General features: G+C 73.7%; 15 protein-coding genes. 10 read left to right on the forward strand and 5 right to left on the reverse strand.

From position 1 onward, the window contains the following. Nucleotides 1-50: 50 nt before the first annotated feature. From G5V58_RS22530 to G5V58_RS22540, 3 genes are all read left to right on the forward strand, one after another. A complete protein-coding gene (locus G5V58_RS22530; protein ID WP_165237463.1) occupies nucleotides 51-1,316 on the forward strand; it encodes a Tm-1-like ATP-binding domain-containing protein in 1,266 nt (421 codons plus the stop codon). Nucleotides 1,317-1,331: 15 nt separating this feature from the next. Continuing rightward, nucleotides 1,332-2,240: a BKACE family enzyme gene (locus G5V58_RS22535; RefSeq protein ID WP_165237465.1), complete on the forward strand. Its 909-nt coding sequence runs from the start codon at nucleotides 1,332-1,334 to the stop codon at nucleotides 2,238-2,240. 72 nt (nucleotides 2,241-2,312) lie between these two features. Further along, nucleotides 2,313-3,005 carry a GntR family transcriptional regulator gene (locus tag G5V58_RS22540; RefSeq protein WP_230486864.1) on the forward strand — a complete coding sequence of 231 codons (693 nt, stop codon included), beginning with the start codon at nucleotides 2,313-2,315 and terminating at the stop codon, nucleotides 3,003-3,005. Here the strand turns inward: G5V58_RS22540 and G5V58_RS22545 are convergent. Genes G5V58_RS22545 through G5V58_RS22555 form a run of 3 tightly spaced genes read right to left on the reverse strand, consistent with a single transcriptional unit; the run spans nucleotide 3,002 to nucleotide 6,034 of the window. Beyond that, nucleotides 3,002-5,287: a RyR domain-containing protein gene (locus tag G5V58_RS22545; RefSeq protein ID WP_165237467.1), complete on the reverse strand. Its 2,286-nt coding sequence runs from the start codon at nucleotides 5,285-5,287 to the stop codon at nucleotides 3,002-3,004. The two genes, G5V58_RS22540 and G5V58_RS22545, sit on opposite strands and share 4 nt — an antisense overlap. A gap of 28 nt (nucleotides 5,288-5,315) precedes the next feature. After that, nucleotides 5,316-5,753, reverse strand: a complete 438-nt coding sequence (locus G5V58_RS22550; protein WP_165237469.1) for a YdeI/OmpD-associated family protein — start codon at nucleotides 5,751-5,753, stop codon at nucleotides 5,316-5,318. Beyond that, complete coding sequence (locus tag G5V58_RS22555) at nucleotides 5,750-6,034, reverse strand: DUF1905 domain-containing protein (RefSeq protein WP_165237471.1); 285 nt, start codon at nucleotides 6,032-6,034, stop codon at nucleotides 5,750-5,752. Before G5V58_RS22555 ends, G5V58_RS22550 begins: the two co-directional genes overlap by 4 nt. A gap of 57 nt (nucleotides 6,035-6,091) precedes the next feature. Here G5V58_RS22555 and G5V58_RS22560 point away from each other — a divergent pair, with 57 nt between their 5' ends. Further along, nucleotides 6,092-7,366 carry an MFS transporter gene (locus G5V58_RS22560; RefSeq protein ID WP_230486865.1) on the forward strand — a complete coding sequence of 425 codons (1,275 nt, stop codon included), beginning with the start codon at nucleotides 6,092-6,094 and terminating at the stop codon, nucleotides 7,364-7,366. Between the two features lie 49 nt (nucleotides 7,367-7,415). Further along, entirely contained in the window at nucleotides 7,416-7,871 is a 456-nt protein-coding gene (locus G5V58_RS22565) for a hypothetical protein (protein WP_165237473.1), read from the forward strand. Between the two features lie 3 nt (nucleotides 7,872-7,874). On the opposite strand, the gene G5V58_RS22570 is transcribed toward G5V58_RS22565, so the two are convergent. Next, the gene (locus tag G5V58_RS22570; RefSeq protein WP_165237475.1) at nucleotides 7,875-8,375 is read right to left on the reverse strand and encodes a mycothiol transferase; all 501 of its coding nucleotides are present in this window, start codon (nucleotides 8,373-8,375) and stop codon (nucleotides 7,875-7,877) included. A 44-nt stretch (nucleotides 8,376-8,419) separates the two neighbouring features. Here G5V58_RS22570 and G5V58_RS22575 point away from each other — a divergent pair, with 44 nt between their 5' ends. From G5V58_RS22575 to G5V58_RS22590, 4 genes are read left to right on the forward strand one after another with little or no spacing between them, the layout of a single operon-like run. After that, on the forward strand, nucleotides 8,420-9,409 hold the full coding sequence (locus G5V58_RS22575; protein ID WP_165237477.1) for an LLM class F420-dependent oxidoreductase: 990 nt from the start codon (nucleotides 8,420-8,422) through the stop codon (nucleotides 9,407-9,409). Between the two features lie 44 nt (nucleotides 9,410-9,453). After that, nucleotides 9,454-10,347: a hypothetical protein gene (locus G5V58_RS22580; RefSeq protein WP_165237479.1), complete on the forward strand. Its 894-nt coding sequence runs from the start codon at nucleotides 9,454-9,456 to the stop codon at nucleotides 10,345-10,347. 2 nt (nucleotides 10,348-10,349) lie between these two features. Then, nucleotides 10,350-11,105, forward strand: coding sequence for a class I SAM-dependent methyltransferase (locus G5V58_RS22585; protein ID WP_165237481.1), 756 nt, complete (start codon nucleotides 10,350-10,352; stop codon nucleotides 11,103-11,105). Nucleotides 11,106-11,140: 35 nt separating this feature from the next. Beyond that, entirely contained in the window at nucleotides 11,141-12,013 is an 873-nt protein-coding gene (locus G5V58_RS22590) for a hypothetical protein (protein ID WP_165237483.1), read from the forward strand. Between the two features lie 4 nt (nucleotides 12,014-12,017). Here the strand turns inward: G5V58_RS22590 and G5V58_RS22595 are convergent, their stop codons facing one another. Next, nucleotides 12,018-13,649: a DUF429 domain-containing protein gene (locus tag G5V58_RS22595; RefSeq protein WP_165237485.1), complete on the reverse strand. Its 1,632-nt coding sequence runs from the start codon at nucleotides 13,647-13,649 to the stop codon at nucleotides 12,018-12,020. Nucleotides 13,650-13,678: 29 nt separating this feature from the next. On the opposite strand from G5V58_RS22595, the gene G5V58_RS22600 reads away from it, so the two are divergent. Next, nucleotides 13,679-14,176 carry a cupin domain-containing protein gene (locus G5V58_RS22600; RefSeq protein WP_165237487.1) on the forward strand — a complete coding sequence of 166 codons (498 nt, stop codon included), beginning with the start codon at nucleotides 13,679-13,681 and terminating at the stop codon, nucleotides 14,174-14,176. Nucleotide 14,177: the final 1 nt, after the last annotated feature.

Here is a 14,177-nt window from a genome sequence, read left to right on the forward strand (position 1 = left end):
GGGGCGCGCCTCGGCGTACCCGCGACACCCACCGTTGAGAGGGAGAACTCATGGACCGCAACCCCGTCGTCTGCCTGGCCGGGACGCTGGACACCAAGGGCGCGGAGTACGCCTACGTGCGCGACTGCCTGGTCGCGGCCGGAGTCGACGTGCTGGTCGTCGACTGCGGCGTGCTGGGCGAGCCCTACTTCGCCCCCGACATCGCCTCGGCCGAGGTCGCCTCCCGCGCCGGCATCGACCTGGCGGACTTCAAGGCCGGCGTCGAGGGCACCGGCGGGCGGGTCACCGCGGTCGGCAAGATGAGCGAAGGGCTCCGCGCGCTGCTCCTGGAGCTGGTCGAGCAGGACCGCATCGACGCGGTGATGGGACTCGGCGGCACGGGGGGCACCGACCTGCTCAGCGGGGCGTTCAAGGACCTCGACCTGGGCTTCCCCAAGCTCATCGTCAGCACGATGGCCTCCAACAACACCCGCCCGTACGTCGGCCACTCCGACATGCTCATGGCCGCCGCCGTGACCGACATCGCCGGTCTCAACAGCATCTCCAAGCAGGTCCTCGGCAACGCGGCCGGCGCCGCGGCGGGCATGGCCACGATCCGCGCGCACGTGCAGGCGCAGGCCGAGGCCAGCAAGCCGCTCGTCGCGGTCTCGATGTTCGGCGTCACCACGCCGGGGGTCATGCGCATCCGCCAGCAGCTGGAGGACGAGGGCTTCGAGGTCGTCACCTTCCACGCCGTCGGCGAGGGCGCCGGGATGGAGCACCTGATCGACGTCGGCGCCATCGACGCGGTCATCGACTACACGCTGCCGGAGATCATCAACCACTGGAACCACGGCATCTTCGACCCGGGCGTGGAGCGCATGGAGGCCGCGATCCGCACGGGCATCCCGCAGGTGGTCGTCCCCGGCGCGATGGAGTGCTTCAACTTCGGCGCCGTCGACACCATCCCGGCGGAGTTCAACACCCCCGAGCGCAACGTGCTGATCCACAACCCGAACATCACCTCACTGATGGCGACGCCGGAGGAGCTGGCCCGGCTCGGGGAGTACCTCGCCGACCACGTGAACCAGGCTCCCGGCCCCAAGGCCGTCGCCCTGCCGCTGGGCGGGCTCGACAACTACTTCAAGGAGGGCAGCCAGTGGCACGGGTCGGACGTGACCCCGCTGTTCGAGGCCGTCCGCGCCCACCTCGACCCCGACGTCGAGCTCATCGAGATGGACAACAACATCAACGACGAGGCCTTCGCCGACGCGGTGTTCGCCCTGTTCATGAAGCAGTGGCAGGCCCGCACCACCCAGCCCGCTGCTGGTCACTGAACCGAGGAGCCCGCCGTGCCCGACGCCATCATCACCTGCGCCCCCACCGGCGCGATCCACACGCCCTCGATGTCGCCGTACCTGCCGGTGACGCCGCACGAGATCGCGGAGGCCGCGCTCGGCGCGGCCGAGGCGGGAGCGGCGATCGTGCACCTGCACGTCCGCGACCCCGAGGACGGCCACCCCGTGCAGGACACCGGGCTGTTCCGGGAGCTCCTGGCCGAGATCGAGGACCGCTCAGACGTGGTGGTGAACCTGACCACCGGCGGGAGCCCGCACATGAGCGTGGACGAGCGGATCGGCCCGGCCGCGGACCTCGCCCCCGAGCTGGCCTCGCTCAACATGGGGACCATGAACATGGGGCTGTTCCCCATGCTCGAGCGGTTCCCCGACCTGCGCCACGACTGGGAGCGGACGCACCTGGGCAACAAGGACCTGGTCTTCAAGAACACCTTCGCCGACATCGAGCGGATCCTGAAGACCTGCGGCGACCAGGGCACCCGCTTCGAGTTCGAGTGCTACGACACCGCCCACCTCTACAACCTGGCGCACTTCCTCGAGCGTGGGCTCGTCCGGGCACCGCTGTTCGTGCAGAGCGTCGTGGGCCTCCTGGGCGGCATCGGCGCGGACGTCGAGGACCTGCTCCACATGCGGCGCACGGCGCAGCGGCTGTTCGGCGACGACTTCGAGTGGTCGGTGCTCGGCGCCGGCGCGGCCCAGATCCGGGTCGGCTCCATCGCCCTCGCGCTCGGCGCCAACGCCCGGGTCGGCCTGGAGGACTCGCTGTGGGACGGGCCGGGCAAGCTGGCCGAGTCCAGCCGGGTCCAGGTCGAGCGCATCACCGCGGCGGCGGGCGTGCTGTACCGCGACGTGGCCACCCCGGCCGAGGCCCGGCGCCGGCTCGCCCTGCGCGGCTCCCGGTGAGGAGTCGGCGGACGGTCGCCCAGGGGCAGGCGTGAGAGGATCCCCGGGATCCCGGCAGGGCAGGAGGGCAGCGTGACGGAGCGGACCGGCGACGACGCCCTCATCGGCGGCGAGCTGCTGTCCGCCTCGGTCAAGCGGCTGCTGATGGACCGGATCATGAAGGGCCACTACCAGCCCGGCGAACGGATCGTGGAGCTGCAGGTCGCCCGCGAGCTCGGCACCAGCCAGTCGCCGGTGCGCGAGGCGCTGCGCGACCTCGCCGCCATCGGCCTGGTCAGCATCCACTCGCGCAAGGGCGCGCGGATGCGCCAGCCGACGAGCAAGGAGCTGGCCGACATCAGCCTGGTCCGCTCGGAGATCGACGCCCTCGCCGCGACCACCGCGGCCCCGCTGATGGACGAGGACGTCCTGGACCAGCTGCGCGAGGCCTACGCCGAGATGCAGCGCCACCACGCCGGCGGCGACCACCTCGCGGTCACCCAGGCCGACGCCCGCTTCCACAAGATCATCGCCACCACCTCGCAGAACAAGGCCATCGAGCAGGTCTTCGACCAGCTCGAGCCGTTCGCCCGCACCTTCATCACCCTGACCATGCCCAAGGCCGACGTCGGCTCGATCATCGGCGAGCACGGCGCGATCCTGGCCGCGCTCGAGGACGGCGACGCGGCGCTCGCGGCCGCGTGCGCGCGCCAGCACCAGCTGAACGTGAGCGCGCTGTTCCGCGACCACTTCGACGCGGAGCCCGCGGAGGCGTCCGCGCCCTAGGTCGCGGACGCCTCCGCGACCTCGTCGTAGGACGCGCGCAGGTGCTCCTCGGAGACCAGCCACTCCTCGCCCGCGACGCCGTGCAGCAGCCACTGGCCCGGTCGGGCGGTCGTGTCGCCCTCGAGCGTGTGCACGACCTCGCCCGGTCGGGCCCTCCGGCCGCGCACCTCGCCGACCCGGCGCCACCGGTCGCCACCGAGCGGCTGGTGGGTGCGCTCGAAGACGTCGGCCGCCACCGAGCGGCTCGCACCCGTGGGGTCGTCGGCGTCGGTGACCTCCCAGTCGCCGGCCGCGCCGTGCAGCACGGTGCCGTCGCTGGTGCTCCAGCTCCAGCGCTCGTCGCGGCGCACGGCCCGGACCTCGCCGCGGCGCCGGAGGCGCACCCACGCGGCGTACGGGTCGTCGAAGGAGCGGTAGCCGAGCGCCTCGAGCAGGGCCAGGCTCTCGAGGACGCCGCGGCGGGTCTTCTCACGCGACTCGTCGGAGAGCTGGTCCCAGGGCAGCAGGTCGGGGTGGCGCTTGGCCGCGCGGTCGCGGGTCGGGCCCCACGTCCAGTCGTGCTCCCCCAGGTGGCGCAGCCACGACTCGTGCTCGGCGCGGGCCATCCGGTCGAGCTGGTCGTCGCTCGGCGGCGCGGCGGGATCGGCGCTGGCGCCCCAGCTGCGGCCGACCTCGACCGCGGAGCCGAGGGCGGTGAGCACCTGGCGCACGTTGGACTCGCGGTAGAACGCCTCGAGCTCGTCCCACGGCCGACGGGCCGGGTCGTCCGGGTCCGGGAACTGCCGCACGTAGTCCTCGTGCACCAGCCGGGCGATCTGCTCCCAGCTGTCCACCGGGTGGCCGCGGCCGGCGTCGAGGGTGGAGCCGAAGGCCCGGACCTGGGCCAGCAGCGGCTCGCCGCCGAGGCCGGTGACCTCGGTGTGGCGGGAGTAGACGAGCAGGCCGGGGTACGTCGCGCCGAGGCGCGAGGCGCGGCGCTGGTCGGTCACGTCGACGTCCCCGCTGAAGACCAGCGCCGGCACCCGGTGCTCGCGCACGCTGTCGGCCACCACGTCGTCGAGGTCGCGCGCGGGCTCGGCGCGGACCCGGTCGAGCCGGGTGTTGCCGAACCGGCTCTGGGCCAGCGCGTGCTCCTCGATGACCTGCTCGGCGTCGGGACCGACCACGCTCACGCCGGGCACGCGGGCACCCTCGCCGCTCAGCCCCTGCTCGCGCTCGCGCTGGGCGAGCTCGGCGACCAGCGCGAAGGTCAGGTCGGACTGGCCGGTGACCAGCACGTGGTCGACACCCCGCGCGAGGGCGTCGTCGACGAGCAGGCGCGCGGTCACCTCGTTCTCGCTGATGGTGTCCACGATCCAGCTCGGGATCCGGCTGAGGTAGCGGCGCCGCCAGTCCTCTGCCTGCCACGCCTCGTCGATGCGCAGCAGCACCCGCACCGCCTGCGGGCCGGCGACCTGCCGGCGCTCGCCCACCACGTCCTGGACCAGGCTCATCAGCCTCTGCGCCTCGGTGCTGTCGGGGGCCAGCACGGCCAGTCGGTGCAGCGCGTGCCGGTGGCCCGGCCGGGTGATCAACCGGCTGATCGACTCCAGCCGCCGCGGATCGGTGACCACGACCCGCCACCCCGCCGCCCGCGCCTGGGCCACCCACGGCGCGGCCGGGTCCGAGGTCAGCGCGGCCAGCGTGTAGCGCTCGGCGTCCACGGCCAGCGCGGTCAGCAGCGGCGCCGACGTCACGTCGACCCCGAGCGCCACCGACAGCCGCGGTGACCACCGCACCGCGATCCGGTCGACCTGGGTGCGCAGCAGCGCGGTCAGCGCGCTCGTCGCGGCCACCAGCAGCACGATCAGCTGCGCCAGCCGCGCGAACTGCAGCGCCAGCGGCACCCCGTCCGTCGTGCACCCCGGCGCCGCGAACATGTCGACCGCGTAGTTGTTGGTGATCAGCCCGACCACCCGGGTGACCACGCTCCAGCCGGTGCTGAGCCCGGCGTCCGGGCACCGCGCGTACGACGCCGACGCCAGCACCAGCACCGTCGCTATGCCCATGCCCAGCAGCACCACCGCGAACGGCCGGGTGTTGCGCCGGTTCACCCACCGCCACGTGCCGAAGGCGACCAGCCCCGCGACCAGGTTGAGCGCCACCGGCCACGACGCCGTCGAGTCGCCGTACGCCGAGAGCGGGCCGGGCAGGTCGACGTACACGGCCAGCGCGAGCAGCCCGACGCCGACCAGGTAGACCGTCCCGGCCACCCGCACCACCCAGCGCGCGCGCTCGCTCACGCGAGGATCGTAGGGGCCGCTGCGGGTCTCAGGCGCGCAGCTCGGCCAGCACCTTCGCCAGGCGGCGGGCCCGGGTCTCCGGCTGCTTGGCCTCCGTCAGCTGCCGGGCGGCCTCCTTGCGCCGGGTGAACGACCACCCGTCCCACACCGCCCGGGCCGCGGCGTCCCCGGCCAGCTCGGCGGCCAGGTCCTCGGGCGGCTCGACGGTGCGCTCGGCGGTGTCGAGCACGACCTCGAGGTCGAGGGTCTGGCCCGCCTCGACGCCCGCGGCCCTGCGGTCGGCCTGGCTCATGCCGAGCATGAAGGTGCCGCCCATGTTCGCGATCGACGAGCGCCAGGTGTGGTCGCCGACGGTGGCCACGACCTTGGGCCGCCGGCCGCCGCCCAGCTCCTCGACGGCCGCGTCGGGGATCTCGAAGCCGGCGGTGTTCCCACCGTGGCTGACCAGCTCGAGCCGCAGCTTCACAGTCTCTCCTCCAGGTGGATGGTCACGGTCTCGCCCGCGGCCTTGTCGACCTCGACCTGGAGCGCACCCCGGACGGGGAGCTTGTGCCGGCCGTCGCCGAGGGCCATGAACGAGCTCTGGAACGCTACGCCGTCCACGGTCCCGCGGACCTTGACCAGGCCGCGGGTGCCGAAGAACTCGGCCGAGTCCGGCCACACGACGTAGGTCCAGCCGCCCTTCGCGTCCGACTTCTGCAGCGTGGCCTCGAACGTGACGTCGAGCGGTCCTGCCTCCGCGGTCATGCCGGGTGGACCGGGGTCGGCGTGCGGACTCATCGATCGGCATCAGAGGATGGAGGCGTGGTGGACCTGCGCAGCCTGGTGGCGGACGCCCGGCCGCTGCAGGAGGGGCACTTCCGGCGGTTGTGGCTGGCCAACATCGTCACCGTCATCGGCGCCCAACTGACGATCGTGGCGGTGCCGGCGCAGATCTACGCCGACACCGGCTCCTCGGCGTACGTCGGGCTGACCGGCGTCTTCGGCCTGGTGCCGCTGGTCGTCTTCGGGCTGTACGGCGGCGCGCTGGCCGACGTCTTCGACCGCCGCACGATCCTCGTCATCACCACCACCGGGCTGATCGGGACCAGTGCGCTGTTCTGGGTGCAGGCGGCGCTGGGCGGGACCAACGTGTGGCTGCTGCTGGCGCTGTTCTCGGTGCAGCAGGCGTTCTTCGCGGTCAACCAGCCCACGCGCAGCGCCGTGCTGCCCAAGATCCTGCCGGCCGAGCTGCTGCCGGCGGCGAACTCGCTCAACATGACGGTCTTCCAGGCCGGCGCGATCGGCGGGCCGCTGGTGGCCGGCGCGCTCATCCCCCTGGTGGGACTGTCGTGGCTCTACCTGGTCGACACGATCACGCTCTTCGCCACGCTGTTCGCGGTGCTGCGGCTGCCGCCGCTGGCGGTCACCGACGCCGCGGCCGCGGCGCCCGGCGTCCGCGCGGTGGTCGAGGGGTTCGCCTACCTGCGCCACCAGCCGGTGCTGCTGATGTCGTTCGTGGTCGACATCATCGCGATGGTCTTCGGCATGCCGCGGGCGCTGTTCCCCGAGATCGCGCACCTCGACTTCGGCGGACCGGACGAGGGCGGCCTGGCCTTCGCACTGCTCTTCGCCGCGATCCCGGCCGGCGCCGTGGTCGGCGGCGTGTTCAGCGGCTGGGTGTCGCGGGTGGAGGCGCAGGGCCGGGCGGTCATCGTCTGCATCCTCATCTGGGGTGTGGCCATGGCCGGGTTCGGGCTCTTCGTGGGTCTGGCCGACGTGGCGCCGGACCTGATGCTCGCGCTCGCGCTGGTCATGCTGGCGCTGGGCGGCGCGGCCGACATGGCCTCCGCGGCCTTCCGCACGAGCATGCTCCAGAGCGCCGCCGACGACGCGGTGCGCGGCCGGCTCCAGGGCGTCTTCATCGTGGTCGTGGCCGGTGGACCGCGCATCGCCGACGTGCTGCACGGCGCCAGCGCGGCCGCGGTCGGCACCGCGGCCGCCGCGGCCGGCGGCGGCGTGCTGGTCGTCATCGGCACCGTCGTCGCCGCGCTGCTCGCCCCGGCGTTCGTCCGCTACCGGATCACCCGCACGGCCTGACCGCGGCCGCGGAACCGCGTGGCCGCACCGGCGGCGGATACCGGGGGTCATGCGGCTCCCCACGCTCCCCGGCCCTCGCGATGTCGTCACCCTGGCCGAGCAGGTGGCCGGCGTCGTCCCCCGGCTGACCCGGCTGCTCGGTGACGCCGAGCTCCTCCTGGCCGACGCCCGCGCCACCCTGCGGCGCATCGAGCAGACCCGCCGCGACGCCGAGGCCGTGGTCGTCGCGGTGGCCGGCACCGAGCTGCGCGCCACCGACCTGGTGGCCGCCGCCGAGGCGCTGTTCCTGCGCATGGCGCCGACGCTCGAGCGCACCGCCGACGTCGTCGACCCGGCCACGGTCGAGGCCGCCGTCGGCCTGCTCGAGGAGCTGCGGACCGTGGCCCCCGACCTGCACGACCTCCTCGACGCCTCGGTCGAGCTCAACGAGCTGCTCACCCACCTGCCCGGCATGGGCCGGGTCAAGCGCAAGGTCGAGGAGGAGCAGCAGGAGGACGCCGGCTGACCCTCAGGTGATCAGCCCGCGCACGTACGCCGCCTGGCCGGCGTGCTGGGTGTCGTCGTTGAGCACGCTGATCAGGCGGACGCCGAGGGTGACCGGCGGGTCCCAGCGCTCGTCGACGACGCGGTCGAGGTCCTCGGCCGAGAGGCCGTCGAGGTAGGCCGCGGTGGCCTCGTGCACGGCCTCGAGGTAGGCGGTGAGCAGCTCGGCCGACGCGCGCACCTGGCCCACCTCCTCACTGCTCATCCCGTAGCCGATCGCGCCGACCTCGAAGGGCAGGCCGAAGCGCGAGACGAAGTCCTGCGCGGTCCACACCTGCTCGGTCCCGGCCACGTCGGCGACGTGGTCGTCCTGCACGCGGGCCAGGTGCCAGACCAGCCAGGCGATGGAGTTGGCGTCCGGCGTCGGACGGTGAGCCAGCTGGTCCTCGCTGAGCCCGTCGACCGCGCCGGCGGCGGTCTCGCGGACCCGGTCGAGGGCGTCCTGGAGCAGCTCTGAGGGCGTCATGGCCCGACGGTAACCAAGCGGTCCGTTCTGGATACCGGGGCGCCATGACCACGCGCTTCGGCTACACCCTCATGACCGAGCAGTCCGGCCCCCGCGAGCTCGTGCGCTACGCCGTCGGCGCCGAGCGCGCCGGCTTCGACTTCGAGGTCTCCAGCGACCACTACTCGCCGTGGCTGACCGAGCAGGGCCACGCGCCGTACGCCTGGACCGTGCTGGGCGCGGTGGCCCAGGCGACCGAGCGCGTGGACCTGATGACCTACGTGACCTGCCCGACGATGCGCTACCACCCCGCCGTCGTCGCGCAGAAGGCCGCGACCCTCGGGCTGCTCTCGGACAACCGGTTCACCCTCGGCCTGGGCAGCGGCGAGAACCTCAACGAGCACACCATCGGCGAGGGCTGGCCGGCCCTGGAGACCCGGCAGGAGATGCTCGAGGAGGCCGTGGAGATCATCCGGGCGCTGTTCGCCGGCGACCTGGTCACCTGGCGCGGCGACCACTTCGACGTGGACTCGGCCCGGCTGTGGGACCTCCCCGAGGAGCAGGTCCGCCTCGGCCTCGCGATCTCCGGCGAGCGCAGCATCGGCCGGTTCGCGCCGCTGGCCGACGACCTGATCGCGGTCGAACCCGACGGCGACGCCATCAAGGAGTGGAACGCCGTCGACGGCGTGGCCACGATCGGCGACGGCGCCCGCGCGATCGGCCAGATCCCGATCTGCTGGGGCCCCGACGAGGACGCCGCCGTGGAGAAGGCCCACGAGCAGTTCCGCTGGTTCGCCGGCGGCTGGAAGGTCAACGCCGACCTGCCCACCACCTCCGGCTTCGCCGGCGCCACCCAGTTCGTGCGCCAGGAGGACGTGGCCGACCAGATCGCCTGCGGCCCCGACCTGGACAAGATCGTCGAGAACGTCAGCGAGTTCTGGGAGGCCGGCTTCACCGACATCGCGCTCGTGCAGATCGGCGACGAGAGCCAGGACCAGTTCCTGAAGGAGGCCGCCGAGCCGCTGCTGGAGAAGCTGCGCACCGCCGCCCCGTAGCCGGCGTCCTTTCGCTGGGGTGAGAGGGGTCCTAGGGTGCCGCCATGCGTCGCGCGCTCCCGGTCTGCCTCAGCGCCCTGCTCCTCGCGAGCGCCCTCGGCAGCACGTCCGCCGACGGCGCCGCGTCGGTGGTGGTCGGCAGCACGGGGCCCGGCACCCCCTTCGCCTGCTCCGCACCCGCCTCGGGCTACCTGCTCACCCCGCTCACCAGCGCGACCGCGTCGTACACCGTCCCCGGCGCGGGCGTGCTGACGAGCGTGTCGTACGCCGCCGTGCCCAGCGGCCAGTTCCGCGTGGTGCTCTTCGGCCCCGGCGACACCCCCACCCGCCGGACCGTCCGGGCCTACACCGACGTCCTGACCGCGGCCGCCAACACCGTCACCACCGTCCCGGTCCGGATCCCGGTGGCGCCCGGCACGACCATCGGCCTCTGGCTCGCGCCCGGCGCGGGGATGCGGTGCGGGACGCAGACGGGCAACAGTGCCGACGCGTTTTCGGGCCGGACGGCCGACCCCACGGCGACCGCCGCCTTCGACACCGCCCAGGGCGGCAGCACGTTCAGCGTCTCCACGATCCCTGTCTCGGCGGTGTGGGAGCCCGACACCGACGGGGACGGCTACGGCGACACCTCCGGCGACCTGTGCCCGCAGTCCGCGGCGTACACCTCGGCCTGCCCGACCCCCGACACCACCCTCACCAAGGCCCCGCGGCTCATCTCGACCAAGCGCAAGGCCAAGGTGGCCTTCGGCTCGACCATCCCCGGCTCGACGTTCACCTGCGCGGTGGACAAGAAGCCGGCCAAGCCGTGCGCCTCGCCGTTGCGTCAGCGCTACGGCTACGGCCGGCACACCCTCCGCATCACCGCGATCAGCCCCCTCGGCGTCGCCGACCCCGCGCCCCTCGAGGTGCGGTTCAAGATCCGCAAGAAGAAGCGGTAGCCGTGGGCTCCCTCTGGGCCGAGCGGTCCTCGTCGTTCGGCACCGTGGCCCGGGCGTACGCCGAGCACCGGCCCGACTACGCGGCCGAGGCGATCGCGTGGTCCCTGGCCGGGGCGCGGCGGCCGGTGGCCGAGGTGCTCGACCTGGCCGCGGGCACCGGGGCGCTGACCGGCGGGCTGCTGGCGGCGGGCGTGGCGGTGACCGCGGTCGAGCCGGACGCCGAGATGCTCGGTGAGCTGCGCCGCCGGCACCCCGGCGTGCCCACGGCGCTCGGCCGGGCCGAGGCGATCCCGCTGGCCGACGAGGCGGTCGACGCGGTGCTGGTGGGGACGGCGTACCACTGGTTCGACCCCAACGGCGCGCTGCCGGAGATCGCGCGGGTGCTCCGCCCGGGCGGCGTGCTGGCGCTGCTCTACAACACCCCCGACGAGTCGGTGCCGTGGGTGGCCGAGCTCGGCCGGCTCTCGCGCTCCAGCGTGTCCACGCCGCCCGACGACGCGAAGTGGCAGCCGGACCTCACGGGCTTCGGCTCCGTCGAGATGGCCGCCTTCGCGCACCGGCAGCGGCGCACCGCGGTGTCGCTGACCGAGACCGTCGGCACCCACTCGCACACGGTGGTCATCCCGGCCGAGGAGCGGGCCGAGGTGCTGGGCCGGGTGCGGGCCTTCCTCGAGGAGAACCCCGCGACGGCGCACGGCGAGTTCGACCACCCGCTGCGCACCCGCGCGGCCCGCGCCGTGGTCCTCGGTCCCGCCTGACGCGGCGAGGCCCTCTCATGCGTCACGATGGCCCCGTGCGCCACACGATCCTCGCCCTGGGCGTCGCCGGCCTGCTCGCCGTCGGCGGCCCCGCCTCGGCCGACACCCTCGGCCAGACCACCGGTTCCGTCGTCGTCTGCGGGCCGCTGGTCACCGTGCCGGCCGCCGTCGTCCTGGCCACCCAGGCACCGGGCACCGCGACCTACACCGCGGCGACCTCCGGCGTCATCACGAGCTTCTCGCACCGCGCGAACGGCGCGGCCGGTGGCGTGCGGGCGGTCGTGCTGACCCCCGCGACGGCGGGCGGGACGAGGAGCGTGGCGGCCAAGAGCCCCGTGTTCCCCGTGACCGTCAACGCGGTCAACACCTTCGCGACCCGGCTGCCGATCGCGGCGGGCCAGTCGCTCGCCCTCGGCTTCACGGCGGTCAACATGGCCTGCGCGCTGCAGGTGGCACCCACCGACTCCACCCAGGTGGACACCGCGTTCGACCCCGACACGTCGGCGACGTTCACCCCGGCGGGCACGCTCTCGCCGGCGACGCCGCGCCCCAACATCTCCGCCGTGCTCGAGCCCGACGTGGACCGCGACGGGTACGGCGACACGACCCAGGACGCCTGCCCGCAGTCGGCGCTCAGCCAGGTGGCCTGCCCGGTGCCGGACACGACGATCACCAAGAAGCCGAAGCGCACGCGCGCCAACGCCAAGGTCAAGGTGAAGTTCACCTCGACGGTGGCCGGCTCGACGTTCGAGTGCAGCCTGGACGGCCGGAAGTTCCGGCCCTGCACGTCGCCGTACACCAAGAAGCTGGGCCGCGGCTCGCACGCCCTGCGCATCCGCGCGGTGAGCCCGGCCGGGCTGGTCGACCCCCAGCCGGCCAAGGTCAAGGTGCGGATCACCGGCTACTGATCCGCTAGACGCTCAGCCGCTCCAGCCGGGTCTCCAGCAGCTGGCGCCGGTGGGCGTTGGCGTGCAGGTCGACGTACGCCGGGCCGAACGAGGCCAGCAGCGCGTCGTCCAGGCGGCGCACGGCCGCCGGCGGGTAGCGGTAGGCCATCCGCTCGTGGATGGTGTCCTCGTCCACGCCGCGCAGCACGTCGGCCAGCTCGACCAGCGTGGTGATGCCGAGCTCGAGCAGCAGCCCGGAGATCCAGGCGTAGTGGTCGGTGCGCGACCAGCCCGCGTCGGCGTACTGCCCCGCGAGGAACGCCGCCAGCTCGCTCGGCGCGATGCGGGGGTCGTCGTCGGCCCGCTCGGCCGGCGTCGAGCCGCGCAGCCGCTCACGGATGGCGGCGAACTCCTGGTCCGCCAGCTCCAGCAGGCCGGCCGCCAGCGTGAAGCGCCGGTCGAACTCGCTGGCGTGCTCGGGCGGGACGGTGCCCTTGTAGCGGATGTCGTGCTCGAACTCCGCCCACGCGTGCTGCAGGACCGTGCGCAGCTGCACCTGGACCACGCGGCCGTCCACCTCGACCTGGAGGTGCCGGCTGGCGTAGCCGAACCGGCCCTGGCTCGCGGTGATCTCGCCCAGGTCGCGGTCGTCCAGCACGGTGAGCTGGGTGGCCAGCAGCGCGGCCACCGCCTCGACGTCGTCGCGGACGTAGGTGAGCACGCGCAGCCCGAGCTGGTCGCCGATGTCGCGCAGCGGGTCGGGGTAGAGCGGGCGACCGCCCTCGGTGCGCGCCGCCTTCTCCGCGAACGACGCCACGGCCTTGGCCCGGCCCTCGACGGTGAGGTAGTTGACGCCGGCCTCGTCGAGGATGTCGCGCACCAGCGCCACCGCCGCCTCGGCCGCGCCGACCAGCTCGTCGTGCCGCTCGGCGTACGCCTGGACCGCGGCGCGCACCGGGTCGTGCCGCCCGAGCGACGGGGTCACGATGAGGCCGGTCTCGTCGTCGCCGTACGTCGTCACCCGGTCGGGGTGGCGCGCGGCGAACCACACCACGTAGGCGCACACCACGGCGTCGACCTGGTCCTCGACGACCCGCAGCTGGCTCTTGCGCGTGGCGGCCATGACGTCGGAGCGCAGGCCGGCCCACGCCTCGTCGACGCTCACCACCGTCTCGACCAGGTCGAAGAGCCGCAGCAGCTCGCCGCGCAGGGACTCGAGGTCGCGGCCCGGCTTGGCCTTGTACTTCAGGGTCTTGTCGAGGCCGAAGAGCGCCACGGTGGCCGCGTGCGGGTAGACCTCGATCCCGGTGCGGTGCACCTCGAGCCCGAGCAGCGCGCACACGCGCGCCCCGCGGGTGAGCCCGTCGCGGAACTCGGGCTTGCCCGTGTTGGACGGGTGGGTGCCGGCCTCGTAGCGGCGGAAGTCCTTGCTCAGCGCGCGCTCGGCCGGCCGCGAACCCGTCGGGTTGGTGACCACCAGCGGCGCGTCGATGCCGGCCACGCAGTCCGGGCCCAGCCACGGCTCGAGCGCGGCCAGGATCTGCTCGTCGGTCCGCACGGCCGAGACGTGCACCAGGCGCGCGTCGTCGTCGAGCACCGCGAGCCCGGTGGGCTGCCGCTCGCCCCAGGCGAGGTCGATGCCGAGGTACGCCGTCACGGTCTCAACCTAGGGCTAGCGTGCGACAGGTGACCGGACCGCTCCACCGCCCGTACCCGCCCGACCGCTACCGCGGCACCGCCGGCGAGGTCTCCGCCTGGCTGCGACCGAGCACCAGCGAGCCCGAGATCCGCTACCGCGGCGGCGGGACGTGCGAGCAACTCGCGACCGGCGACCAGACCCACGGGACCTTCGGGCTCTACCGCTGGACCTTCGGCGCCGACCAGAGCGGCCCGGAGCCGCACTTCCACCGCGCCATCAGCGAGTCGTTCTACGTGCTCAACGGCGAGGTCGAGCTGTACGACGGCACCGGGTGGCGCACCGCCGGCGTCGGCGACTTCCTGCACGTCCCCGAGGGCGGGCTGCACGGCTTCCGCGGCTCCGACCACGCTGCGATGCTCCTGATGTTCGCGCCCGGCGGTCCGCGCGAGGACTACTTCGAGACCCTGGCCGGCCTCGCCGACCACCCGATGACCGAGGAGGAGCGGGTCGAGTTCATGCTCCGCCACGACACCTACTGGGTCTGAG

The sequence above is a fragment of the Nocardioides anomalus genome, from assembly GCF_011046535.1.
GTDB classification, from domain to species: domain Bacteria; phylum Actinomycetota; class Actinomycetes; order Propionibacteriales; family Nocardioidaceae; genus Nocardioides; species Nocardioides anomalus.

Excerpts from the sequence above, each read along its gene's own strand:
- G5V58_RS22580 (WP_165237479.1), top strand. The coding sequence starts at position 9,454 with ATGCGTCGCGCGCTCCCGGTCTGCCTCAGCGCCCTGCTCCTCGCGAGC.
- G5V58_RS22575 (WP_165237477.1), top strand. The coding sequence starts at position 8,420 with ATGACCACGCGCTTCGGCTACACCCTCATGACCGAGCAGTCCGGCCCC.
- G5V58_RS22555 (WP_165237471.1), bottom strand. The coding sequence starts at position 6,034 with ATGACCGCGGAGGCAGGACCGCTCGACGTCACGTTCGAGGCCACGCTG.
- G5V58_RS22565 (WP_165237473.1), top strand. The coding sequence starts at position 7,416 with ATGCGGCTCCCCACGCTCCCCGGCCCTCGCGATGTCGTCACCCTGGCC.
- G5V58_RS22570 (WP_165237475.1), bottom strand. The coding sequence starts at position 8,375 with ATGACGCCCTCAGAGCTGCTCCAGGACGCCCTCGACCGGGTCCGCGAG.
- G5V58_RS22530 (WP_165237463.1), top strand. The coding sequence starts at position 51 with ATGGACCGCAACCCCGTCGTCTGCCTGGCCGGGACGCTGGACACCAAG.